Annotated in this window: 26 protein-coding genes; 15 read left to right on the top strand and 11 right to left on the bottom strand. The window is 41.7% G+C overall.

The genetic code is table 11. The features are described 5' to 3' along the window. Positions 1-217: 217 nt before the first annotated feature. Positions 218-1591, bottom strand: coding sequence for an oxygen-independent coproporphyrinogen III oxidase (gene hemN, locus FTU62_RS16355; protein WP_180103224.1), 1374 nt, complete (start codon positions 1589-1591; stop codon positions 218-220). Positions 1592-1867: 276 nt separating this feature from the next. Between hemN and hemF the strand changes: the two genes are divergently transcribed. The 3 genes from hemF to aroE all read left to right on the top strand — a co-directional run bounded on the left by hemF (position 1868) and on the right by aroE (position 4153). Then, complete coding sequence (gene hemF, locus FTU62_RS16350; RefSeq protein ID WP_180103223.1) at positions 1868-2809, top strand: oxygen-dependent coproporphyrinogen oxidase; 942 nt, start codon at positions 1868-1870, stop codon at positions 2807-2809. Between the two features lie 231 nt (positions 2810-3040). Next, a complete protein-coding gene (locus FTU62_RS16345; RefSeq protein WP_078189308.1) occupies positions 3041-3262 on the top strand; it encodes a hypothetical protein in 222 nt (73 codons plus the stop codon). 102 nt (positions 3263-3364) lie between these two features. Next, positions 3365-4153, top strand: coding sequence for a shikimate dehydrogenase (gene aroE / locus FTU62_RS16340; RefSeq protein ID WP_180103222.1), 789 nt, complete (start codon positions 3365-3367; stop codon positions 4151-4153). Between the two features lie 86 nt (positions 4154-4239). Here aroE and FTU62_RS16335 read toward each other — a convergent pair whose 3' ends face one another. After that, positions 4240-6750, bottom strand: a complete 2511-nt coding sequence (locus tag FTU62_RS16335; RefSeq protein ID WP_180103221.1) for a hypothetical protein — start codon at positions 6748-6750, stop codon at positions 4240-4242. 230 nt (positions 6751-6980) lie between these two features. Here FTU62_RS16335 and FTU62_RS16330 point away from each other — a divergent pair, with 230 nt between their 5' ends. Both FTU62_RS16330 and FTU62_RS16325 read left to right on the top strand, forming a co-directional pair. Then, entirely contained in the window at positions 6981-8804 is a 1824-nt protein-coding gene (locus FTU62_RS16330; RefSeq protein ID WP_180103220.1) for an acyl-CoA dehydrogenase C-terminal domain-containing protein, read from the top strand. A 310-nt stretch (positions 8805-9114) separates the two neighbouring features. After that, positions 9115-9450, top strand: coding sequence for a hypothetical protein (locus FTU62_RS16325; RefSeq protein WP_180103219.1), 336 nt, complete (start codon positions 9115-9117; stop codon positions 9448-9450). A gap of 42 nt (positions 9451-9492) precedes the next feature. Here FTU62_RS16325 and FTU62_RS16320 read toward each other — a convergent pair whose 3' ends face one another. Both FTU62_RS16320 and hemW read right to left on the bottom strand, forming a co-directional pair. Next, positions 9493-9900, bottom strand: a complete 408-nt coding sequence (locus FTU62_RS16320; protein ID WP_180103218.1) for a hypothetical protein — start codon at positions 9898-9900, stop codon at positions 9493-9495. A gap of 133 nt (positions 9901-10033) precedes the next feature. Next, positions 10034-11188: a radical SAM family heme chaperone HemW gene (gene hemW / locus FTU62_RS16315; protein ID WP_180103217.1), complete on the bottom strand. Its 1155-nt coding sequence runs from the start codon at positions 11186-11188 to the stop codon at positions 10034-10036. Between the two features lie 124 nt (positions 11189-11312). On the opposite strand from hemW, the gene FTU62_RS16310 reads away from it, so the two are divergent. From FTU62_RS16310 to FTU62_RS16300, 3 genes are all read left to right on the top strand, one after another. Beyond that, positions 11313-11771, top strand: a complete 459-nt coding sequence (locus FTU62_RS16310) for a DMT family transporter (RefSeq protein ID WP_078192485.1) — start codon at positions 11313-11315, stop codon at positions 11769-11771. A 41-nt stretch (positions 11772-11812) separates the two neighbouring features. Next, positions 11813-13171 carry an MATE family efflux transporter gene (locus tag FTU62_RS16305; RefSeq protein ID WP_111884188.1) on the top strand — a complete coding sequence of 453 codons (1359 nt, stop codon included), beginning with the start codon at positions 11813-11815 and terminating at the stop codon, positions 13169-13171. A 123-nt stretch (positions 13172-13294) separates the two neighbouring features. Next, positions 13295-13726 (top strand): hypothetical protein, encoded by a 432-nt coding sequence (locus tag FTU62_RS16300; RefSeq protein ID WP_180103216.1) that lies wholly within the window; start codon positions 13295-13297, stop codon positions 13724-13726. Here FTU62_RS16300 and FTU62_RS16295 read toward each other — a convergent pair. Next, positions 13723-13935 (bottom strand): DUF1737 domain-containing protein, encoded by a 213-nt coding sequence (locus tag FTU62_RS16295; RefSeq protein WP_180010499.1) that lies wholly within the window; start codon positions 13933-13935, stop codon positions 13723-13725. The genes FTU62_RS16300 and FTU62_RS16295 overlap by 4 nt on opposite strands. 201 nt (positions 13936-14136) lie before the next feature. Between FTU62_RS16295 and FTU62_RS16290 the strand changes: the two genes are divergently transcribed. Both FTU62_RS16290 and FTU62_RS16285 read left to right on the top strand, forming a co-directional pair. After that, the gene (locus FTU62_RS16290) at positions 14137-15435 is read left to right on the top strand and encodes an AarF/ABC1/UbiB kinase family protein (protein ID WP_180103215.1); all 1299 of its coding nucleotides are present in this window, start codon (positions 14137-14139) and stop codon (positions 15433-15435) included. A 104-nt stretch (positions 15436-15539) separates the two neighbouring features. Then, positions 15540-15794 carry a type B 50S ribosomal protein L31 gene (locus FTU62_RS16285; protein ID WP_078189321.1) on the top strand — a complete coding sequence of 85 codons (255 nt, stop codon included), beginning with the start codon at positions 15540-15542 and terminating at the stop codon, positions 15792-15794. Between the two features lie 121 nt (positions 15795-15915). Here FTU62_RS16285 and crcB read toward each other — a convergent pair whose 3' ends face one another. Then, positions 15916-16299 carry a fluoride efflux transporter CrcB gene (gene crcB, locus FTU62_RS16280; protein ID WP_078189322.1) on the bottom strand — a complete coding sequence of 128 codons (384 nt, stop codon included), beginning with the start codon at positions 16297-16299 and terminating at the stop codon, positions 15916-15918. A gap of 169 nt (positions 16300-16468) precedes the next feature. Here crcB and FTU62_RS16275 point away from each other — a divergent pair, with 169 nt between their 5' ends. Then, on the top strand, positions 16469-16801 hold the full coding sequence (locus tag FTU62_RS16275) for a HopJ type III effector protein (RefSeq protein WP_078189323.1): 333 nt from the start codon (positions 16469-16471) through the stop codon (positions 16799-16801). An 89-nt stretch (positions 16802-16890) separates the two neighbouring features. Here FTU62_RS16275 and FTU62_RS16270 read toward each other — a convergent pair whose 3' ends face one another. Both FTU62_RS16270 and FTU62_RS16265 read right to left on the bottom strand, forming a co-directional pair. Then, positions 16891-17316: a protease inhibitor I42 family protein gene (locus FTU62_RS16270; RefSeq protein ID WP_257223251.1), complete on the bottom strand. Its 426-nt coding sequence runs from the start codon at positions 17314-17316 to the stop codon at positions 16891-16893. Positions 17317-17388: 72 nt separating this feature from the next. Continuing rightward, on the bottom strand, positions 17389-17949 hold the full coding sequence (locus tag FTU62_RS16265) for a hypothetical protein (RefSeq protein WP_078189325.1): 561 nt from the start codon (positions 17947-17949) through the stop codon (positions 17389-17391). 304 nt (positions 17950-18253) lie between these two features. On the opposite strand from FTU62_RS16265, the gene FTU62_RS16260 reads away from it, so the two are divergent. Next, positions 18254-18880: a class I SAM-dependent methyltransferase gene (locus FTU62_RS16260; protein ID WP_180103214.1), complete on the top strand. Its 627-nt coding sequence runs from the start codon at positions 18254-18256 to the stop codon at positions 18878-18880. A gap of 47 nt (positions 18881-18927) precedes the next feature. Here the strand turns inward: FTU62_RS16260 and FTU62_RS16255 are convergent, their stop codons facing one another. Next, positions 18928-19521: a hypothetical protein gene (locus FTU62_RS16255; RefSeq protein ID WP_180010496.1), complete on the bottom strand. Its 594-nt coding sequence runs from the start codon at positions 19519-19521 to the stop codon at positions 18928-18930. A 55-nt stretch (positions 19522-19576) separates the two neighbouring features. Continuing rightward, positions 19577-20047, bottom strand: a complete 471-nt coding sequence (locus FTU62_RS16250) for a Holliday junction resolvase-like protein (RefSeq protein WP_078192492.1) — start codon at positions 20045-20047, stop codon at positions 19577-19579. A 132-nt stretch (positions 20048-20179) separates the two neighbouring features. On the opposite strand from FTU62_RS16250, the gene FTU62_RS16245 reads away from it, so the two are divergent. From FTU62_RS16245 to sodC, 3 genes are all read left to right on the top strand, one after another. Then, complete coding sequence (locus FTU62_RS16245; RefSeq protein WP_180035641.1) at positions 20180-20824, top strand: ParA family protein; 645 nt, start codon at positions 20180-20182, stop codon at positions 20822-20824. A gap of 150 nt (positions 20825-20974) precedes the next feature. Then, complete coding sequence (locus FTU62_RS16240) at positions 20975-22096, top strand: AI-2E family transporter (protein ID WP_180084640.1); 1122 nt, start codon at positions 20975-20977, stop codon at positions 22094-22096. A 116-nt stretch (positions 22097-22212) separates the two neighbouring features. Beyond that, positions 22213-22761, top strand: coding sequence for a superoxide dismutase family protein (gene sodC, locus FTU62_RS16235; RefSeq protein WP_180026077.1), 549 nt, complete (start codon positions 22213-22215; stop codon positions 22759-22761). A 71-nt stretch (positions 22762-22832) separates the two neighbouring features. Here sodC and FTU62_RS16230 read toward each other — a convergent pair. Beyond that, positions 22833-23143, bottom strand: a 311-nt coding sequence (locus FTU62_RS16230; protein ID WP_180103213.1) for an RNA-guided endonuclease TnpB family protein, incomplete at its 5' end; no start/stop codon positions are given.

Below are 23143 nucleotides of genomic sequence, written 5' to 3'. Positions count from 1 at the left end.
AATGGCGATTCAGCGTTTAATTGGTTTTGGGAAAAAAGAAGAGTTTAAGGAAATTTTGGCAATTTTAAGAAAGCAGAATCCTGATAGGATAAGGGTTCTGTGAAATTTGTCGTGTACAGAGAAAAATCCTTTAAATTCTCCATAAATTAATCCCTCCAAACCTCCCTTTACAAAAGGGAGGCTTCCCCCTCTTTATTAAAGAGGGGTTAGGGGAGATTCAAATCGTCATCGAAAAAATACGATTTTCAGGAACACGACGTTTTAATCGTAAATCAAAAGCCATGCAGATATTACGGACAAAAGGCTTGCCTGCATCACTCACCTGAATGTGCTGATCAAAAATCTCGAGCAAGCCATCTTCTTGCATTTCAGCCAATTGCGCTAATACTTCATCAAGCTCAGGAAATTGCATTTCTGGACCTGCCCAAGAAGTTTGAAAGGTACACATCAAATTGAGAATATGTTTACGGATAATCAAGTCTTCTTCAGTCAGCACATGACCTCGATAAACAGGAATTTGGTTTTGCTCTAAACGTGAATAATAGTCTTCAATTTTCTTTTCATTTTGTGCAAAGCTGTACCAACTATCACTGATCGAAGATAAGCCGAGACCAATCATCAGTTGGGTTTTCGATGCGGTATAGCCCATAAAATTACGGTGCAAACTGCCCTGCTGAAAAGCTTGATACATCGGATCTTGGGTTAATGCAAAATGATCCATCCCAATTTCATGATAGCCTTGCGCCAGTAGCTGTTTTTTACCTTCTTCATAGCATTGACGCTTTAAATCATCTTTCGGGACATCGGCATCTTTAAACCCACGCTGACCATTGCCCTTAATCCACGGCACATGTGCATAGCTATAAAAGGCTAGGCGATCTGGCATCAAACGATTGGTCTGTTCAATGGTATGCAACACGTCGTTTAAATCCTGAAATGGCAAACCAAAAACCAAGTCATGCGAAATAGAGGTATAGCCAATATCACGTGCCCACTGTGTCACTTGTTCAACATGTGCAAAGGGCTGAATACGGTGGATGGCTTTTTGCACCTTCTCATTATAATCCTGCACTCCATAACTTACGCGTCGAAAACCAACATCATACAAAGCTTGTAAATGCTCACGTGTGGTATTGTTCGGATGCCCTTCAAAGCTAAACTCATGTGTATCGGCAATATCAGCATGCACTAGAATGCCTTGAATCAACTGGGTGAGATGCTCAGGAGAAAAGAAAGTAGGCGTTCCCCCGCCCAAATGAATTTCTTTAATTATTGGCCGGTCGACCAAGAGCTGACAATATAAGTCCCATTCTTTCAGCACCGCCTGAATATAAGGCTGCTCCATCTCATGCTTTTTTGTGACTTTTTTATGGCAACCACAAAACGTACATAAGCTTTCACAAAATGGCAGATGAATGTACAGACTGATGCCTTCACTGTGATTGCTCTCATCAAATGAACGCTTTAATCCCTGTTTCCACTGTTGCAATGAAAACTCAGCTTCCTCCCAATACGGCACGGTTGGATAACTGGTATAGCGTGGACCCGGTACATTATATTTTTGAATTAAAGAACTCGCCTGCTGAGACATCGATGCACCATTTCAATCAATGAGATTCAATTTAAATCTACCTGATGATTATTGTGCTGAGCTTCAGAAGTGAATTCAACCTAGCAAATTTGTCGGAATAGGCCCAATTTTGGCCTAAGGACTTCTGCTCACTACGTAGGAACTTTTGGTTTAATCGCTAAATTTCTAGATTTAAAGCAAAGATCCGATGCTGAGTATCGGGAAAAATGCCTTAAGTTTTCACCTAATTTATGCTTTGATGACACTTATCTTTAAATTATTTTAATAAAGGTCACCATGCAGAATCCAACTTCAGCCGATATTCAACGTGTAGATGAATTCCTTCGCGATTTACAGGCACGGATTTGTGCCGCATTGGAACAGCAAGAACGTGCTGGTGGCGGAAGTGCCGAATTTGCGATCGATGACTGGGAACGCCCTGAAGGTGGTGGTGGTCGCTCACGTGTTCTTCAAAATGGAACGGTGATTGAAAAAGGCGGTGTGATGTTCTCGCACATCAATATTTCAAAATTACCCGCCTCTGCGACTGAACGCCATCCCGCTATTGCAGGTGCAAAAGCACAAGCCATGGGCGTGTCGTTGGTAATTCACCCGAAAAACCCCAACGTCCCAACCTCACATGCCAATGTGCGTTTATTTGTCGCCGAAAAAGAAGGACAAGATCCGATTTGGTGGTTTGGCGGTGGTTTTGACCTCACTCCATTTTATCCAAATGATGAAGATGTCTTGTCTTGGCATCAAACTGCCCATGATCTTTGTGCCCCATTTAGCGATACGCTCTATGAAGAACATAAAAAATGGTGTGATGACTATTTCTATCTAAAACACCGTGATGAACAACGTGGTGTGGGTGGTTTATTCTTTGATGATCTCAACCAATGGGACTTTGAAACCTGTTTCAAATATATGCAGGCCGTCGGTAATGGTTATTTAGAGGCAATTTTACCGATCTTCCAAAGAAACCAAGACAAAGCCTATACCGAAGCACAACGAGACTTCCAACTTTACCGTCGTGGTCGTTACGTTGAATATAACCTAGTGTATGACCGTGGCACCTTATTTGGTTTACAAACTGGTGGGCGTATTGAATCCATTTTAGTAAGTATGCCACCTTTGGCGGGCTGGTCGTATCGTCCTGAATGGGAAGAAAATTCTCCAGAGAAAAAGCTCACCGACTTTTATTTAAAACCGCATGATTGGCTTAATATATTGAAATAAAATAGATAGACATGTATTTGCCTCTGTCCATCAGGGGCTTTTCATTGCCTTTTAATTAAAGTATTTATATTTCTAGGTAATATCTTGATGCATAAATAAATTTTTTAAGCATTTACTTTGTAATCATATTGCTCAACAATGACACATCTTTTAAACAGCTTTACGCTATGTCATTGCACAATGTGTCAATAAACTCATGGCTGTAACTTTCTTGTACGGAGTACAACGCACATGACACATCAAACACTCAATAAAAAAGCAGTCAGTCTTACTGCCTTGGTGTTTTGGAGCTTTGCTGTTGTGCTGATCAGCGCTATCAGTACTAATATTTTTTCCGAAACCTCTTTGAATGATAATTTGGCTATTGGCTTCATGGTCGTTGCCTTGATTGGTCTAGTCATCAGTGCTGCGAGCATCTTGATTCAAAGCGTCTTAGATATTTGTAATCCTTAATTTTCCTCCTTTATTTCACGATTTTAAGACTGCCCGAACTTTAGCCATCATCACATTTGGCGTATATTGTCTGCTCTTTCACATCTACATGGACGCTGTGCAATGAGCAAACAATTTGCCGTGATTGGCAACCCGATTGAACAATCACGCTCACCTGAACTTCATCATGCCTTTGCTGAAAAAACAGGCCTCGACATTCAGTACAGCAAACGACTTGCGCCACTCGATGGTTTTCAGCACAGTGTCGAATCCTTCTTTGCCGAAGGTGGTATCGGTATGAATGTCACTGTTCCGTTTAAAGAACAAGCGTATGCACAATGTGCCGTCCTTACTGAACGTGCCAAAATTGCAGGTGCGGTCAATACACTTTGGATGCAAGATGGTCAATTACACGGTGATAATACTGATGGTCAAGGCTTGGTGAATGCCATTCATGCCTTAGATTGGAATTTAGAACAGAGCGATATATTGATCATTGGTGCAGGTGGTGCAACACGTGGCGTGATTTACCCACTGGTACAAGCTGGGGCCAAAAAAATCGTGATTGCCAACCGGACTTTAGCGCGTGCTGAACAATTGGTCGCTGACTTAAAAACTGCTGTCCCCAATGCCGAACTTGCAGCCATTGCCCTCACTGACTTAGCAGGTCAATTTGATCTGGTGATTAATGCCACATCGGCCAGCTTAACGGGTGATGCACTGATTTTGCCTGAAGCTTTACAATTCACGCACGCCTATGAAATGGCCTATGGCAAACCGTCGACGTTTTTGGATCAAGCCAAAGCACGCCACGTTCCAACCTCAGAAGGTTTTGGCATGTTGGTTGGTCAAGCGATTGAATCTTTTTCCATTTGGAATGGCGTCAAACCTGATCTAAAAGACTTTCTATAATTCAAAATGATTTGCTCAATTTACTTTCTGAGCAGGCTAAACACCTAAAAAAAGAACCTCAATTGAGGTTCTTTTTTTGATCCAACTTAGTTCTTGTGTTTTTGTATCGCCTTATAAGTCTCATAATAAGCCGATTGGCTGAACAACTCTTCGTGTTCTGCTGTTAGGCCTTGCAATGACGCTTCTGATAATTTTCCTTTGATATCATCAGCAAAGGCTTGCGCATAGATTTTTGATGCTTTCACCAAATGCGCTTTTTCAGTTCCTTCCAGTTCATAACTGGCTAAAAAGTTTTGTTGATATAAATGTGCAAAAATCGCCTGATCAGTCTTATAGGTTTTTTGCAATTGTTTCCACTCAACCTGAGCTTTGTACTCACCAATCCCCGACTGCACATAATGATTGACTGAAGAACCTAAGTCATCAAAGTCTTGATAGCGATGCAAAGCATGCTTATCACGTAATTGATTTAAACGTCTCAGCGCATTACCTGTTGGCTCTTTTAAGCCATCAACAAATCGATATGCATAAACTTCTGCAATTTCATTCAAATCATTGGCTGAGTAATAACGCACATACTGAGCGCGATAGTTAGCAAATGCCACGACAAATGCCGCTTGATAGGCTTTCACTTCAGATTGATGACGTTTATAACTTTGCAATGCCACAGTACTGAGATATTCAGGAAGTTCGATTTCTTCATTTGCAGCACGGACATCATCGACCGATGCAGTTTCTGCTTCAACAAGCAGAGGATCATTTCCCGTGATTGGCGCAAGCAGGCCTTTCAACATATTTTCAAAGAGTGAATCTTTACTGACTTCCTCAATGGATTTTGCCTGTTTCATGGCTTGACGATCAATTTTAGTCGCATTGCCATAATTCAAAATTTGGTTGCTACTTTTCAGCTTTAATTGACCTAAACGTGGCTCATTAAAGTCCAATTGATAGTCCATTACTTGGACTCGGCCTTTATGATCTAAGCCTACATCCATCACGACATTCGAAGATGATTTATCCTGTGTATTCAGCACCTGCGCAATTTCAGCTTGATGCTTTTGCCATAATTGCTGGAATTGTTTTACATCGATAAGTTGTTCACTTTGATATTGCTGGAATACTGGTTTTAATTGCTCAACAGCATCCGAAATCTCTGAATCTGTATTGGATGCGTCCGCAGCAGAGGCCGATGGTACAGAATCTTCTTGCAGCGGTATCACCCGAACATCTTGATAATCCTGACACAGTGTGACTTTACCAATCGGCACCTGTTTGGTGTTCATCAAGGCCTGACAGACTTCCTCAGATAAATTCGCTGTTTCATCATCTTCTTCTGAAGCCGCATAAGCTTCGGTTACTTCAGTATCCGAACTATAGGTTTCTTCGTCATCACCCGCGGTCGCCTCCGCATATGCACTTGCAGTATCAATCGCGTATTCAGCAGATTCAGCGGCAGAAGACGTTTGTTCTTCTTCCGTTTCATGTTGGTGATACATCAGGCCATGCATTTTCGCATTGAGCAGCTCATTCACACGTTCTACAGATGCATAAGCCTCATCAAAGTCTTCATCCTCAACTGCTGCCGCTACTGCAGTCCCTCCCGCCGCTTCAGCCGCAGCCATCGCCTCTTCGGAAGCACTGTGATGCACAGCTGCGTCCACAGATTCATCTTGCTCGGCGTCACTATTACGCTGACCTTTGATTTGCGTGGTGTAATAGTTGGCGTTCACAAAATCGAAAAGTTCAAGCTGGGTGTATAGCGCATCGAGATCACCCACATAGCGGATTTTTTTAGTCAGCCCTGCATTTTTGTCATCACGTGTTAAAGCAATATTTTGCACTTGATTTGGCTCTGCCAAGACATAGGGCAAAGCATTCATTTGTTTTAAATAGTCAGCAAATTTTTTCAAATCGTACTGAGCAATCGTCTCTTTATGTTTTGAAAAATCCACATAAGCCAAGCTGCTTTGGCTTTCACGATTTACCATAAACGGCATGAACGCAAAGTAGTTGGTATAAAATTTATGTTGATTAAAATCAATGATCATCGGCAACTGTGCATTCACCTGCAAAGTCGGTTTTTGATAACTCAATTGCAAGGTTAAGGCGGCAAGTTTTTCTCTAAAATGTACTGAACCGCTATAGCTAAACTGTAAATCATTCAGCACATTCAGCAGTGATTGTGCAATTTTAGATTGCGGAGAAACGCCATCCTCTTCATCGCTATAGCGCGCTGATGGTGGGATCGATTCATTGGCAATCGCTTGATAGAGCAGTTTCTTTTCTTTTTGGCTAAATGGAATATTTTGGGTTTTAATCAACTGATCCAGTTGTTTTTTAAGTTTAGGATCCAGCTCTGGCTGTGTGCTTATCGCAGGTTTTGACTTGGTTTCAGGCTTTTTTTCATCGAACTGAATATCGGTCTGAATTGAAAATTGCCCTTTCATGTCATAACTGGCATTTTCAAACATTGCGTTTAAGCCTTGAGTGGCTTGTTGCCCGAGAGACTGCTCCGTTGAATTGGTTTTTATGACATGTTGAGCACACCCAGTAATGCTCAAACCCAGTAAACAAAGTGTTATATATTTTAATCGCATAATTGTACGAAAGACCTAAGTTCTTTATGATTTATTAAAAGAAAAAAATGATCAAAAGATCAACATCAAGTCTATCAGAAGTTTACTTTTCACATGTTGGTTAAATATTACAATTCGCCTTTCTGACATTTTTTAAGGGCTTATTCATCAATGTTTTTTGGATGAAATTATGAATAATCAAATCATCAATACAGATAATCCAAAAAAATTTAGATATTAGGATTAAGACTATGCCTGCATATAAAGCGCCTTTACACGATATTCGTTTCTTAATGAATGAAGTGCTCGATTACCCAGCACACTACAAAACTTTGTCTAATGGTGAAGCTGCTGATGCAGATACTGTCGACATGATTTTAGAAGGTGCAGCGGATTTTTGTGAAAACATCCTTTCACCTTTAAACCATACGGGTGATGAAGAAGGCTGTCATTTTGAAAATGGTGATGTGAAAACACCAAAAGGGTTTAAAGAAGCCTATGACCAATTTGTACAGGGTGGCTGGCAAGGTCTGTCTTTCCCTGAAGAATTTGGCGGTCAAAACTTGCCACAGTCGTTGAATCTCATCAAATCTGAAATGATGGGTACAGCAAACTGGTCATTCCAAATGTATCCGGGTCTCAGCGTAGGTTGTATCAACACCATTCTACAATTTGGTTCAGAAGAACAGAAAAACCAATATTTACCGAACCTTGTTGCTGGAACTTGGTCAGGCACCATGTGCTTAACTGAACCTCAATGCGGTACCGACTTAGGTCAGGTAAAAACCAAAGCGGAACCTCAAGCTGACGGTAGCTATGCAATTTCTGGTACAAAAATCTTCATCTCTGCGGGTGAGCATGATTTAACAGATAACATCGTGCATATCGTACTTGCTCGTCTTCCAGATGCTCCTGCAGGTACTAAAGGGATTTCATTGTTCATCGTTCCAAAATTCCTTGTGAAAGCAGACGGTTCAGTGGGCGAACGCAATCCTGTAACGTGTGGTTCGATTGAACACAAAATGGGGATCCGTGCTTCGGCAACAGCTGTGCTGAACTTTGACAATGCCATTGGTTACTTGATCGGTGAAAAACACAAAGGCCTACATGCAATGTTCACCTTCATGAACACTGCACGTATTGGTACAGCAATTCAAGGTATTGCACATGCTGAATTGGCATTCCAAGGCGCACTTCCATACGCCAAAGAACGTATGTCTATGCGTGCACTTTCAGGTAAAAAAGATCCTGAAAAGGTAGCCGATGCGATTATTCACCATGCAGACGTACGTCGTATGCTTTTAACTCAAAAAGCGATCGCTGAAGGCGGCCGTTCAATGATTTACTATGCAGCTCAAATTGCGGACAAAATGACTGATGCTTTAACCCGCGGTGATACAGCAGCGTTTGAAGCACATGATGACCACTTAGGCTTCTACACACCGATTCTCAAAGGTTTCTTAACCGAAATGGGTTATGAAGCTGCAAACCATGGTATGCAAGTATACGGTGGTCATGGTTATATTAAAGAATGGGGCATGGAACAAATCGTTCGTGACTCACGTATCTCTACTCTCTACGAAGGCACAACCGGTGTTCAAGCACTAGACTTGATTGGTCGTAAAGTTCTGTTGACCTCTAAAGGTAAAGTGATTCGTGAATACACAGCAGAAATCTTGAAGTTCTGTGGTCAACATGCACGTAACAAATACATGCGTCGTTTTGCGTGGGACTTAACGAAGCTTTGCGCACAGTGGAATGCATTAACTGTTCGTATCATGCTTGCTGCACGTAAAGACCGTGACATCGTATCTTCTGCATCTGTAGATTTCTTGATGTTCTCTGGCTACGTGATGATGGCTTACTTCTGGGCACAACAAGCCGCTGTAGCTTCTGAAAAACTAGCAGAAGGCAATGGTGCAGAAGTTCCTGAGTTCTATAAAGCAAAAATCAAAGTGGCTGACTTCTACTTTGAACGTCTATTACCACGCTCACAAGGTCACGCTGAAGCAATGGTCAACCCATCGAAGACCATGACTTCTTTGGCACCTGAACACTTTAGCTTTGACTACTAAGCTTTAAACCGAGTTAAATGACTCAATAAAAAGACCGCTTCAGCGGTCTTTTTATTGTCTTCTCTTTTAATTTTGATCTATAGGAATTACGAGTAGTATTCTTAATTTCTTCATGAGGTAATAACAATGTATAAAGATGAACTTTATATGGAGAAATATTGTTGTATTTTACAACAAAAATAGAACACCTTATCGCTAAAACATAATTTTATTTAATAAATATTAAATACTTAAAGTAAATTTAACTTCATAATTTTAGCTTTACATTTGTATCTCATACAACTTCATATCTTCTCCATAGCCTCCCCCTATGATGACTTCATTGATTCATAGAGAGCGTAACCATGAAAAATTGATGTCTTCATTGATGATTGGTCTGATTGCAATAACTGCGACAATGTCTGCAATGGCAGCGCCTGCATTCGATCATAAAAATCCACCACCTGCTACATACTTCGATAAAAAACCTGTACCGCCTAAAGCAACACATCACAAACCTGCTGGGCCGCAAATAGTGAAAAAAGAGCATCAACAAGCTCATGCAAAATTTGCCAAACAAAATCATAAGGCAGTAGCTTTTAAAGGCAATCAACACAAACCTGCTTCGCAGCATAAATTACCGCCAATGCCACCGAAACATCGTTAAGCTAAATTAAAAAAAGACCGCTCATGCGGTCTTTTTTAATATTTACTTTGCTTTATCAGCAATAAATTCTTTAATCTCTATGGGTTTATCTTTTACCAACTCAACTGTGCCTTCATTCACACCATTAAAGTTCTTAAAGTGAATTGAAACACCTTGGTCGTTGGCAAGTCGTACACCACTTCCTGAAACTGCTCGTTTCAATTCATACACACGATCAGAATTATCAGTCAAATGTGCGGTTTCAAAATTATCTTTGGTTTTTAACTCAAGGCTTAGATCTTGTGGCCCTGTAAAGTGAATCACTTGCTCATCTTGAGCTACTGCAACATCGTTTTTTTGTGCAGTTGTGGCCGTTGCCTCTGTTGCAACATTTTGTTCTGATGGTGCTTTTTTATCAGTGCAACCCACCAAAGCTATAGTTAATAACGTCGCAGTTAAAATATATTTCATTTTCTGAAGTTCCTTTATGCCATGTAAATTCAATTATCAACTGAATAATTTCATACACATTCTGCAAATTACATTCGAAATATGAAAAATTACTTGTCGCTCAAATTTTAAAACAAGTTTGACATAGCTTTCATTACAGGAATTCTTCCAATACTGAGTTTAAAAAGATATGCCCCTGCTCGGTACAAGACAAACGTGTTGGATCATTGACCATCAATTTACGTTTTTGCAAGGAAAGCAATAACTCAGCAATCGGCTCTAAACTTTCCCCTGTACGCTCGCTATATAGCTTGGCTTCCACCCCATGATTTAAACGAAGTGCATTCATCATAAATTCAAAAGGCATGTCGGCTGCTTCGATGCGCTTAAACTGAAGATGTTCAGCAGGTACTTTGGCTAAATAGTCTTTCGGCAATCGGGTTTTTTGGAAACGATACACCCCGTCTGGCATGGTCACTTTGCCATGTGCGCCTGCGCCAATCGCCAAATAATCGCCAAACTGCCAATAATTTAAATTATGTGCCGACGGCTTTTCTTTACGCCATGCCGATACTTCATAATTGATAAAGCCTTGCGCTGTTAAATAGGCTTCGCCCTGTTCTTGAATATCTTCAAGCACATCATCGACAGGTAAAATCGGTTTTGTGCGGAAGAAAACCGTATTAGGTTCAATGGTCAACTGATACCACGACACATGCGTTGCGCCATTTTCAACAGCAAGTTTTAAATCCAACAGTGCTTGTTCTAGACTTTGCTCAGGAAGGCCATGCATTAAATCAACATTCACTCGTTCAAAGCCTGCTTCTCGCGCATGCTGAATGGCAGAAATCGCATCATCATTCGAATGAATCCGCCCCAGCTTTTTCAGCTGGTCGGTATTAAAACTTTGCACACCGATAGATAGACGATTAATCCCTGCATCTAAATAACCGGCAAAAGGATCGTGCTCAACCGTGCCCGGATTGGCTTCCAAGGTAATTTCACAGTCCGCTTCAAATGGCACTAACGCTTTGAGTTGAGCAAATAACCATTGATAGCCTTTGGATGAAATGAGCGATGGTGTACCCCCACCAATAAATACACTATGAATCAGGCGACCCTGAGCAAAATCGACTTGCGTTTTAAAGTCTTCAACCAACGCCTGTAAATATTCTTGTTCTAAGTCTAAAGACAATTCACCATTCGGCACTGCATGCGAATTAAAGTCACAGTATGGACATTTGCGCACACACCACGGCATGTGAATGTATAAAGATAACGGAACAACTGCAGGATTTAATTCAACCAAGGAAAATGCTCAAAAGGAACAAAAGAAGTAAGCGCATTTTAACATGACTGCATCAGAGCGCTTATGAAATCTCATCCACAATACAGTAGACTAATAAATTTAAGAAGAATTAGATGATTAGAAGATGAAAATAAGCAGCCATTTATTGTACTTACTGCCGCTCGCGATGGGTGTTGGTATCGCCATGACCATTCAAACAGCGATCAACAGCCAATTGCGTGAATATTTATATTCACCGCTGCAAGCTGCCCTTTTTTCTTTTTTGGTTGGTACAATAGTCCTCGCCTTTATGGTGTTTTTTCAATCGGCCGAAAAACCGGACTTTGCAAGTTTTGCTCAAATCCCTTGGTATTTATGGCTGGGGGGATGTTTGGGTGTTTATGCCATCAGTATCAGTATTTATACCGCACCGAAACTGGGTTTTTTATCCCTCTCCGGTCTGATTATTTTTGGACAGATCTTAATGTCGATGGTATTTGACCAGTTTGGCTTGCTCGGCACTGAAAAAACCCCGATTAACTGGCAACGCTTATTGGGTGGCGTGGTGATTTTTATTGGTGTGCTTCTCACTTTCCAACGCTAAGACCTCATTCCTAAGCACCTCACAAGAAATGAGTACATTCTGTGTCTACTGTCACGGCTGTAACAAGCAGCAAGTATGAATTAAAACAACTGTTTCATTTAATGATCCCGATATTGATCACGCAGTTTGCGCAAGCGGGATTTGGTCTCATTGATACCATCATGGCTGGACACATGTCCGCCAATGACCTTGCAGCCATTGCGGTCGGGGTCGGTTTATGGATACCGGTCATGCTGCTGTTCAGCGGCATTATGATTGCAACCACCCCATTGGTGGCCGAAGCCAATGGTGCTCGCACGCCTGAAAAAATTGCCACCATCGCCCGTCAGTCGTTATGGGTCGCATTATTTTTAGGGATCATTGCCGCATTAGTCTTACAAGCCATGCCGCTGCTTTTACCGTTATTGGGTGTCCCTGAAGCATTGCTGCCGAAGGCGAGTTTATTCTTACACGCCATTAGTTTAGGTATGCCTGCTGTCACCATGTACGCAGCTTTACGTGGCTACTCAGAAGCTTTGGGGCATCCGCGACCAGTCACTGTGCTGAGTCTGCTAGCTTTATTGGTGTTAATTCCACTAAACTTTATTTTTATGTATGGTTTAGGCCCAGTCCCTGAATTGGGTTCTGCAGGATGTGGTTTTGCCACCGCGATTTTACAATGGTTGATGTTCTTTGCTTTGGCGATGTACGTTTTCAAAGGATCGGCCTATCAAAAGACCCAACCTTTCGCTGCTTTTGAAAAAATGAACAGTGAATGGATCAAACGTATCTTAAAACTTGGCTTTCCTATTGGCTTAGCCATTTTCTTTGAAGTCAGTATTTTTAGTACAGCCGCTATTGTTTTGAGTCCTTTGGGCGAAGTCACCATTGCCGCGCATCAAGTCGCCATTTCGATTACCTCGCAATTGTTTATGATTCCGATGTCACTAGCGATTGCGCTGACCATTCGGGTCGGTACCTATTATGGGGAAAAGAACTGGCTGGCTATGCGAAAAGTCCAGAAAGTCGGTATGTTGACAGGGACGGTATTTGCCCTGATTACCATGTTGCTGCTTTGGCTTTTACGTAATGAAATTGTGTCACTCTATACCAATGACTATGATGTGACTCAGCTTGCTGTATATTTGGTCTTGTTCGCGATTGCCTATCAGTTGATGGACGCATGGCAAGTCAGTGCCGCAGGGTGTTTACGCGGTATGCAAGACACTAAAGGGCCGATGTGGATCACCATGATCGCGTATTGGATCATTGCCTTCCCTGTCGGGATCTATCTTGCACGCTTTACCACGACTGGTGCTGCAGGCGTTTGGATTGGCCTGATTGTGGGCCTGACTGTCGCATGTATACTGCTACTTACACGTTTATTTATGATGAATAAACGTTTAGCACATGCGGGATAAGCCCTAAAAAATCATCTAAAAAGTTACTTAAAAATACGGCTACGCTATGCAGAAGATTAATGCAAATTAACACCCTGCATAGCAATGCCATAAATAAAAAGCACGAAGAAGAGGAAAATAAACATGTCCCATGTATTTCGCTCGATCAGTCTCTGTCTGAGCTTAGGCTTTTCCATGTCACTACAAGCTGAACAAACGATCAACCGACATGAATTTCCTTTATATCATGCACCCATCAAAGTCCAATCACAACCCGAATTTGATTACATCAATCAAGCACTTTGGACAGCCTTTCGCTTTTATCATGAACAACAGGCGGACTCATATACCGCACGTTTAAAATTAAGTTGTCAGCAGTCTGGTATGGCGTATACCTATCAAGACTTCATCAAGGCCAATCAAAAGTTTGCCTCTGCAGATAATCAGGATTTTATCGTGACGCAAAACCTCCTCACATTGAATGAAAATTTACACCATAACCAATGCAGTAAATATCTCAGTCCACATTTAGAACTCGAAAAAACTGAATCGAGCGAAGCAGCAAAAACCAACTAATTAAGCGCCTCGATGGCATTTTTTAAACTTTGTGGCACTTGGCTGTCGTCCTCTACGTCTTTCACGATCGCCTGCCCGACAATCACCTCTGTCCCATTAAAACTCATGGTCGGTGATCCATACAATTCATAGCCTTCATTTAAAGCTTTGGTCACACGGGCACAGAAATTGACATCATCTTTACCGGTTAAATAGCGATACACTTTCATCGTTCAGTTCTCTTCTAGCGACGCGATATTTTAAACCATTCAGCACGTGGCTTAAATTTGCCTGAATTATTTTCAGTATTTACATTTTTGCCCATCATTTTATCAATGCAAATAAAGTCTTAACAATTTAAAGTAGGCAGTTTGTGTTTTGTCGCCTATGATCGGTATTAGATAATAAATGATGATCTTGAGGAACATCACATGGCAAAAACGGCTAGCACACCGGGTCGTCGCTTTATGAAACTTGCCAGTATGACGGCAAGCATTGCTACTAAAACCGTTTCCAATTCCATCCGCAATATCACTGCCGATGAAGAACAGAAAAATGCATCTCGCAGTAAACTTTTTCAGGACATCGGTCTGCAAATTGCAGACACTTTGGGTGAAATGAAAGGTGCGGTGATGAAAGTCGGACAAATTGCCTCGCAGTACAAAGACATTTTTCCACCTGAAGTCGCAAAAGCCATTAGTAAATTACAACGCCAAGCGCCAGCCATGCCTTTTGCTGAAATTAAGGCCCAAGTAGAACAAGAACTCGGCAAACCCCTCGCTCAAATTTTTAAAAGTTTTGAAGAACAACCTTTTGCCGCTGCATCCATTGGGCAGGTGCATAAAGCCGTGTTACCTAATGGTCAGCAGGTGGTGGTGAAAGTGCAATATCCGGGTGTCGAAGAAGCCTGTGAAAGTGATTTAAAACAAGTTAGGCTTGCACTTCGTCTGATGGGCGTATTGAAAATTGATCGGAAGTTACAAGACAAGCTATTTCGTGAAATTCAGGACAGTTTGGACAATGAACTAAACTATGAAATTGAAGCACAAAACTTAGATGTGGCCCGTGCTTTTCATAGTGCGTTGGATGACAAAATCATTATTCCACAGGTCTATAAAGATTATTCTTCACGTCATATTTTGACTTTAAGTCTAGAGCTTGGCGACAGTATAGAAACTGCCAGCACATGGTCACAAGAAAAACGAAATGCCTTGGGAAGGCGCTTATTCCGTGCCATTGGTCGTGAAATTTTCTTCCTTAAACGTTTCCACTGTGACCCGCATCCGGGCAACTTCGCCTTTCGTCAAGATGGTTCAGTCATCGTATATGACTACGGCGGTGTGAAAACCCTGTCTCCTGAAATCGTGTCGCACTTTAAGCAATTGATCAATGCTGCACGCAAGCACGATATTCCACTGATGGAACAGCAACTCGATGCCTTACATTCACTCAATGAACTCGGTAAATTCCCTGCGGAGTTGTATGAACAATGGCTGGAAGTACTGATGCGTCCGCTAACCACACAATACGACTTTGCTGAAAACTCAGCACATCATGACGGGGTAGAATTAATTAAGCCTTCTCTTAAATACTGGGATGTGTTTAAACCATCACCGGATACCCTGATGGTGAACCGGACTGTTTCAGGGCATTATTGGAATTTGATTCATTTGAAAGTGCATGACAATCTCAATGATCTCTTTGATGAATTGGTCCCACCTAGCGCTTAAGGGAACATGTAGAGCTGATTGCCTGATGAATTTCAGGCAATATTTGCATTTTTAATTGTTATGTTATAACATCACTTTAATCAATAAATTTAAGGAACAGAAGAATGCGTGCCAACATCCATCCCGAATACCGTGAAGTGCTCTTTCATGACACCAATGCCAATGCCTTTTTTGTGATTGGCAGTACCTTAAGCACCAATCAAACCAAAGAGTTTGAAGGCAAAACTTATCCCTATGTGACGCTCGATATCTCAAGTGCATCACATCCTTTTTATACAGGTGAACAACGTCAAGTGAATAATGAAGGACGTATAGCGAACTTTAATAAACGCTTTGCACGTTTCAAACGCTCACAATAAGTTCAGTTTCGATTAAGTTTTTGCTTTTAAAATTAAAGCATTGAAGAAGTTCAGGGTTCCCCTCCTCCAGCCTGAACTTCTTTTTTTTATGTCTGAAATTTTGAGGTTTTCAAGCGTTGTTTTAAACATCTATTTTTAAAATTGACTGAAATAAGTAATATCCCAGCCCCAATACGATGACACCAATTACCACACTGGAAATAGCATAACTGAATGCTAGCCCACTTTGCCCTTGTCTAAGCAGTTGAAAGGTTTCTAAGCCGAAACTGGAAAAGGTGGTAAAGCCACCTAAGATCCCAACCATAAGCAATAAGCGTGCTTCATTTTGTAGAACGGGATATTTTTGGCTAAATGCAAAGAACACACCTGCACAAAAGCAACCTAAAATATTCACCCACCATGTTGCCCAAGGAAAGAGTACTGTTGGCTTGGCCAATAACAGTCCTGCTGCATAGCGAAGTGTTGCCCCAATTGCGCCGCCACATGCGACCAAAAGCCAGTTCATAGTTGTCCTACTTCAACATCATTGGTATCTACAATTTAGGCAACAGACTGCCTAAGGTTGCCCTTCAATATACACGCATTTAATTTACGCAAATAGTGTTAAATGTTTGGGCCAAAGCTTGCTATAGTCTGCAACACTTTGCGGTATTTTTTTATTGAAAGAGGACATTATGGCTCAGGAATTATTAGATCAACTTCAAGCAGGGACTGCGAAATTTTCAGATGTGATTGCATTTATTGAAGCGCGTTATAACCACACAGCAACCGCTTTTACCAATGGCAAACAAGCCAATGCAGCGACTGAAAACCAAGGCAGTGCCAAAGTATTTTCTTTTGCCCAATTGAATGGTCTAAACCAAGCTGAAACCTTAAGTCTTTTTGCTGAACATTATGCTGCTGTTTTGGCGACACCAGACGCAACTGACCACCAAAACATTCGCCAATTTATGCAAAATGGTTGGGAAGGTATTCAATTTGACGGTCAAGCGCTGAGCGCGAAATAATACATACGTGGACGTTTTAAATCAGTTCATTTGCAATAAAAAAGCCAGTATAAATACTGGCTTTTTTTATCGTTCATCATCGGTTCAAATCAAGACACTCGAACTCTGCAAGTCCATTCAGCCATCGCGGTTTTTTCCCAAGCTCGTGCATGCTTCAAATGTAGTAATTCTTCACCCGCAGTCGTTGCGGTAAAACGATAAGTTTTTTGACCGCCTCCGCCTAGTACTGGTGTCGTATCCGCAGCATCTTGTTGTTGAGCTGACTGAAACACTTCTTCAACTTTAAAAAGTTTCGGTTGCTCAGCCAAAGACCATACATAACCAGTACTTGGATTTTCGTTTAACAGTACTTCCAAAGTCTGTCCACGATCCATCTCAAGCAAAGTCGGACAACTTTGCTGTTCAGTAAATACATGGGTTTTCCCATCTACAGTTGAACTCATACTGGTACATCCACCAAGCGCCAAACCACTCGCCAACATTAGACTCAAAATAAGCTGTTTCTTTATCGTCATTTTCATCATCAAATTATTTTACCTTGAATCTAATGCACACCGATTTCAATACGATCTCGATGTAATCGAAGTTTAGCCTTTGACTTTTTCAATCCACTGAATCGAACTTACACGAAAAACTTCACAAGCCCCATCACCCGTATCTGTTGGGGTCAAAGATGAAGTCCAAACCAAATCTTTGTCTTTCACCTCAACCAAATCCCCTTTTAAACGCACAAGATCGCCACGTTTTACTTGAGTAATTTGTTTAGCAATTTGCGGGTTTGCAGGAATGATGTGCATATTCGACACCATCATCATGGCTTGCTTTTGCGGTACAGGAACACGATCCATTTTCCAATTTAAGAAACGGTCATATTGATTGACTGAAATCGTACGAGCAATTTCTGGCTCTGCAAATAAGCCCCAACTGACCGCATAATCGATCGGAGAAAATTTTGCTTGTTCATCTGTTTGATAGGTTTTAGAACCTAAAATTCGGAAATCACCTTTAAATTCTTTCAAGGTGGAAATTGACTGGCCTTTGGCAGCAGGTGCTAAGCCTTTGGCAATATTATAATCTGAAGACGCTTGGACACCGACATTCAATAAAAAGCCTGCAAGCACAGTACTTAATGCAATTCGCTTGATCATCGCGTTATCCTCTTACCCTGTAATACTTCACATTACTCAATTTTAATTCTGCAATTGAGCCGACTTCATCTATTCATAATGCCCCAACCTGAACATGAGCTTAAAATCGCGTAGGTTGAGCCTGATGAATGTCGTTTTCACTAGTTGTAACTCTATATTACGCACACAGTCTGCATAAACCTTATGAACTTGGTAACAAAATGCTGTTATTCAGTCAATTGGCCCATATTCACGCCCTACCACATGATTTAAAATTTAAAAGACATGAATTACACTTTAAAAAAAGCCAACAACAATACTCGCTATGATTTATAAATTTTATCAACAACACATTTTTCCGCATCTTTTAAATCAAGTCATGCAGGCGCCAAGCCTGATGGATAAACGACGCGAACTCCTTTTAGCCGTGTCTGGTGAGGTGCTCGAAATTGGCTTTGGTACTGGTTTGAATTTAGCATTTTATCAAAATGTCGATACGGTTTTTGCGCTTGAGCCCAATCCTGATATTTTTCATTTAGCTGCTGAACGTGTACATGCCGCGCCCTTTGAGGTACAGCATATTTTAGCCGGTGCTGAAAAATTACCCTTTGCAGATGAAAGTCTAGATCATGTCGTGAGTACATGGACCTTATGCAGCATTGCCGATATTGAAACTGCGCTTGAAGAAATCTACCGCGTCCTTAAACCAACAGGGACATTTCATTTGGTTGAGCATGTACAACACAATGAAAATGGGAAAATTAAGCAGTTACAACACTTATTGACGCCCATTCAAAAGAAAGTCGCGGATGGCTGTCATCTGGATCGTCATATGCAAAAGTTGCTTGAAGATGCCCAGTTTGAATGTTTTGAAACGCAGTATTTTGATGCTGAAGGCATTCCAAAAATTGGACAGCGCATGTTGCTCGCCCGCGCACAGAAGTTGAGTTAAAGCTTCCAAGGCCATGTTTAAGCACAATCAAATCTAGTTAAAAGTACCTAGTCTTTGATTAGTCGAATGGCATTAATTTTTAGGATATGACAGGGCTTTTTATTCAACACATTAAAGGTGCTATACGACTTCCCTGTTTTGGTGGAATGCACATCCACCCATTCACCCAAAATCTCCACACGATCCCCTGATTTTAAACGGCGAATACGATTTGCGACGTCTTCGGATTGAGCAATCACACTGACATTTTGCAATTCGGACTTGAGCTGTTCAATTTGTGTCGAGGGCACGTCTTTCGCTTGTACGTTAAAACAGCGGTTCTGCTGCGACCATTCAAGATGATATTTTAAAGACTGGAAATCATTTGCGCCTGAACTCAGTAGCAGATCAATATTGCTAACATAGGCCAAGTCTTGAAAGCCACCCACCACGGTCGGTGCTGCCGGATGTAATGTACGACTACTGGCACTGTAGTAGCGTTTATCCAACAGCAAATATTCACCGGAAAATGCCTGAGTCGCTGTGACCTGAAAATTTTTCAGCACACCAGTCTGCTCTAAATGTGGAATGGCACGAAAATATTCAGACCATATCCACAGCATGAGCGCAAAAACGGCTGCAGTCGCTAAGAGTTTTTCCATGTGGATATTCTGTCCTTATTACTTTTCGACGGTTCTGAGGCTGAGTCACGCGAGCTTAAATATGCTCAAAATCAATTCGGATAGTTTCAAAACGCACTCGCCCTTCGGCAATGGCTTGAGCAATCGCTTGTTGCCCTTTGGTCAAACGTGCGCCACCACTTTTAATATCAATCAGCACCACTTCGATGTCTTCAGCGAGTCCATCACCATCACGAAAGTCGGTATAGCCATCAAAAACCACATAATCGATCGGGTCACCGAGAAACTTTGCATCGCTAGGTAAATATTGAAATTCGGGCATGATCGGCGCCATTTGTTCGGCCATTTTGCCTTTTAAAACAGCGCGACTGGTATTTACACTGCGTTTTTGTGCATGGGCCAAGGCCTGCTGATGTTCCAATTCTAGTTCTGCAATATATTGCTCGTATTCTGCCTTTATCCTTCCATTGCGACTGCCACTTAAAATTAAGGTGGTCAGTACAATCCCAATACACGCGCCAATGAGCATGGCCATCCAGACAGACATTTAAAATTCCTAATCTTTTTAATATATTACAGCGAAACGTATAGAAAAAACTTAGACTTTGGTTCTTTGTCATATTCCCCGCATTAAACAATGATATGCTAGGGATGAGCAGAATAAAATCTATTTAGGTCGATGAAAACGATATTAATTGCCAATCAAAAAGGTGGTTGTGGCAAAACCATCACAGCAATCAGTTTAGCCTCTGCACTTGCGCAAAAAGGTTATAAAGTGGCCTTGGCAGATGCTGACAATCAAAAGTCTGCACGTCAATGGCTCAAACAGCGCCCAGAGACTGCCGCCCCAATTCAGAGCCTAGATTGGCGTCATGAAAAGTCGATTGGTGATGTGCCGAAAGGGATTGAATATCTGATTATCGATGCACCGGGTGCGTTATCGGGTGAACATGCAGATCAGTTGGTCAGTGAAGCTCACGCCATCGTTACCCCGCTACAACCATCTTTCTTCGACATCGACTCGACCCGTCGTTTTTTAAAGCATTTACAAGAAATTAAACGGATTCGTAAAGGTAAAGTCCAAATCTTATTGCTGGCCAATCGTGTCAAACCCAATTCTGCTCATTCCAAAGAAATTCAAGATTTTTTCAATAAAGTTGAACAACAGCCCGTTGCTTGGATTTCTGAACGTACTGCTTATGGTCAACTTGCCATGCAAGGTCTTTCGGTTTTTGATAAAACGCAAAAATTGTACCTCGGCATGCAGCAACAATGGCAACCTGTGCTCAATGCCATTATTGAAGACGAAGCCGAGTGGTTTTAACCCATCATTCCACATTTTGCTGATATAAAGGCCAATCTTGCAAGGATCTAGCCTGAAAGATATTCACCATAAGTTAACAAGCTCTCGTTTTCGGGAGCTTTTTTTTCGGTTAAGATTGAACACAACATGATGAAAAAATCAGAGCACGCATTGCCAACGTTCGCACCTACATTACAAAAAGTCTTATTGTTCGGATTATTTTTTATCCTGATTTTTTTGAGCTTTAGCGTACTCAAATACTTTATTGTGCCCGTTGTTTGGGCAGCGATTATTGCCTATATGACTTGGCCGCTGTATCAATCGGTGCATCGTTTTTGTGGCAATCGTGCAAATCTAAGTGCGGCGCTGATGATCTTACTGGTGGTGCTCGTGGTAGGTCTGCCGGTGATTTTTGCGATCTTCTTGCTACAACATGAAGGCCGTAACTTGTATTTTGAATTACAAAAGCAAGTTTTCTCTGGTCATGTCAATGTGCCTGATTTTATTCGCCAACTGCCGTTTATTGGTAAAGAAGTCAGTCGTACCCTGCATGAGCTGAACAATGACCCAAACAGTATTATTCAATCGGTACAAATTTGGATTCAGGGGCATTTGAACTACGGTAAAGTTTTGGTCGGCGAAGTCAGTAAAAATATCTTTAAGCTGTGTTTTGCCGTGATGTCTTTATTTTTCTTCTATCGTGACGGTCAAACCATTTTAAGTCAGGTCAGTAAAGCCCTCGAAATGGTCATTGGGCCTCGTATTCATCATTATCTTGCCACCATCTCGGATACCACACGTGCCGTAGTGTATGGCATCGGTCTCACCGCCATTGCCCAAGCTTTACTTGCCGGTGTGAGCTATTTTGTCGCCGATGTCCCTAACCCGATGTTACTAACCATCATTACCTTCATGTTGGCACTGATTCCGTTTGGCCCACCAATTTCATATACCGCTGTGTCGTTGTGGTTATTTTCACAAGGTCAAACCATTGAAGCCATTGGCGTCATGGCTTGGGGTGTATGTATCGTGAGTACAGCCGATAACGTGATTCGTCCTTTAGTGATTTCAGGGGCAACGCAGATTCCATTCTTATTAATCATGTTTGGTGTTTTGGGTGGGATCGCCAGTTTCGGTCTTGTCGGTTTATTTATCGGCCCAGTGATTTTGGCAGTATTGTTAGCCATTTGGCGTGAATGGTTGCATGAAACCCAAATTGAACCCGTCATGATGCCCAAAGCAACGTTGGCACATAACTTAGACAATATAGATGATAAGCCTGAACAACCTTAATTCAGGCTTGAATTCATTAAACAAATATTACAATCAAATACTTAAATTATCTGTCATCCTGTATCCGCATCTGTTTCAATGGTTGAAACTCCATAAAAACAGACAGGATGCCAAACATGTCTTCACTATTTAAATTCGGTGCGCTTGCTGCGGTCAGTGCCCTGATGTTTACAGGCTGTGCGAGTACCTCGACTTCAACAGGTCTGAATGCAAAAACCGTGACGGTCAATGCCGTGACTGCTCAAGGTATTGGTCAAAGCATCGGTCAAATTAACTTGGTTGATAGCCCTGCTGGCTTGGTTATTCATACCAATTTAACCCAGCTTCCTCCGGGTCCACACGGTTTCCATATTCATGAAAAAGGCTCTTGTGCCCCAGCTGAAAAAGATGGAAAAGCGGGTGCTGCTCTTGCTGCAGGTGGTCACTTTAACCCTAAAGCGGCACCTCACCACGGTACACCGTTAACCGGTCACATGGGTGACTTACCGATCCTTCAAGTTCAAACGGATGGCACAGCAAAAGTGAATTTAATTGCACCGCGTTTGAAATTGGCGGATGTACAAGGCTTAGCCATCATGGTCCATGCCGGTGGTGATAATTACTCTGACGACCCTAAACCTCTAGGCGGTGGCGGTGACCGTATTGCCTGTGGTGTGATTCAATAATCAACTTTGCATATAGATTTGAACAAGCGGACTTTAAGTCCGCTTTTCTATTGATTGACATCCTCACCCCCTTAAAAGAGGGTGATTCCTACAGCTAGACGCTTATGCCCAAGCGCAAGAATGTTTAGAGCTGAGTTTATATCTCGATCATGAGCTGTACCACAGCTCATGCACTCCCATTCTCTTATTCCAAGATCTGTCCTACCTTTTGGACTACTTGAGGTGATCTCACCGCAGCACGAACAGATTTGGGTCGTATAGGCTTCTTGGACTTCTTCAAACAATACGCCTGCGTTCTCGCATTTATACTTGAGCATTGTTTTTAGTGCAGAAAATCCTGTATCCAAAACAGATTTTGCCATTTTGGTTTTTACTAATTTTT

The sequence above is a fragment of the Acinetobacter sp. YH12126 genome, from assembly GCF_013418745.1.
Lineage (GTDB): Bacteria > Pseudomonadota > Gammaproteobacteria > Pseudomonadales > Moraxellaceae > Acinetobacter > Acinetobacter amyesii.
This window is presented reverse-complemented; position numbering and strand designations above follow the sequence as displayed.